This is a genomic window from Novosphingobium clariflavum (assembly GCF_026420865.1).
GTDB classification, from domain to species: Bacteria; Pseudomonadota; Alphaproteobacteria; order Sphingomonadales; family Sphingomonadaceae; genus Novosphingobium; species Novosphingobium clariflavum.
Genome location: NZ_JAPCWC010000092.1, coordinates 1 through 1,086, shown reverse-complemented (window position 1 = coordinate 1,086; position 1,086 = coordinate 1). Strand labels below are relative to the sequence as shown.

Below are 1,086 nucleotides of genomic sequence, written 5' to 3'. Positions count from 1 at the left end.
TGTTGAGTTTCACCGAGAACTGACCCGTGGAGCCCAGAAATTTTCACTGAGAATTGACCCATGTTTTCCTTCCCTCCGGCAGCCAGTCGGAGGGCGTCGGAGTGATCGACATGGACTTACTCAGTGTGATCCGCCGCTGGCATTTCCGGCAGGCAATGCCCATCCGTGAGATCAAGCGTCGGACGGGATTGTCGCGTAACACGATCCGCAAATATCTTCGCTCGGATACCGTCGAGCCCGGCTTCAAGGTTCCCGACAGGCCTAGCAAGTTGGACCCGTTTGCGGAGAAGCTGACGGCGTGGCTTCGCGTGGAATCCAAGAAATCCCGCAAGCAGAAGCGAACTGTCAAGCAGCTGCACGCCGATCTGGTGAAGCTGGGCTACGATGGATCCTATGGCCGGGTCGCAGCCTTTGCGCGGCGATGGCGCCAAGAACGACAGTACGAGCAGCAGACCAGTGGCCGCGGGACGTTCGTGCCATTGGTATTCCAATCTGGCGAAGCGTTCCAGTTCGACTGGAGCGAGGATTACGCTGTGTTGGACGGTAAGCCGACCAAGCTTCAGGTTGCCCATACGAAGCTGGCCTACAGTCGCGCGTTTGTCGTGCGGGCCTATCCCCTGCAGACCCATGAGATGCTGTTTGACGCGCTAACGCAAGCGTTCCGGGTGCTCGGCGGAGTTCCACAGCGCGGCATCTTCGACAACATGCGAACCGCGGTCGACCGGATCGGCAGGGGCAAGGTTCGGCAGGTCAACGCCAGGTTTGCCGCCATGGCAAGCCATTATCTGTTCGAGACCGATTTCTGCAATCCGGCCTCTGGCTGGGAGAAAGGGCAGGTCGAGAAAAACGTTCAGGATGCACGCCGCCGGTTATGGCAGCCGATGCCCAGCTTCCCCGACCTGGAGACTCTCAACGACTGGCTTGAAGCGCAATGTATTTTACAATGGGCGCAGATCCCGCATGGGATCCTGCCGGGCACCGTGGCCGATCTGCACGCTGCGGAAGTCGCCTGCCTGATGCCGCCAGGCAGACCCTTCGATGGTTTTGTCGAACACACCAAGCGCGTATCTCCGACTTGCCTGATCG

The 1,086-nt window shown here is 59.4% G+C and carries 1 protein-coding gene; it reads left to right on the top strand.

Annotation, left to right across the window (positions count from 1 at the left end):
- Nucleotides 1–110: 110 nt before the first annotated feature.
- A partial coding sequence (gene istA / locus OKA11_RS24395; protein WP_267225222.1) for an IS21 family transposase occupies nucleotides 111–1,086 on the top strand: 976 nt, incomplete at its 3' end.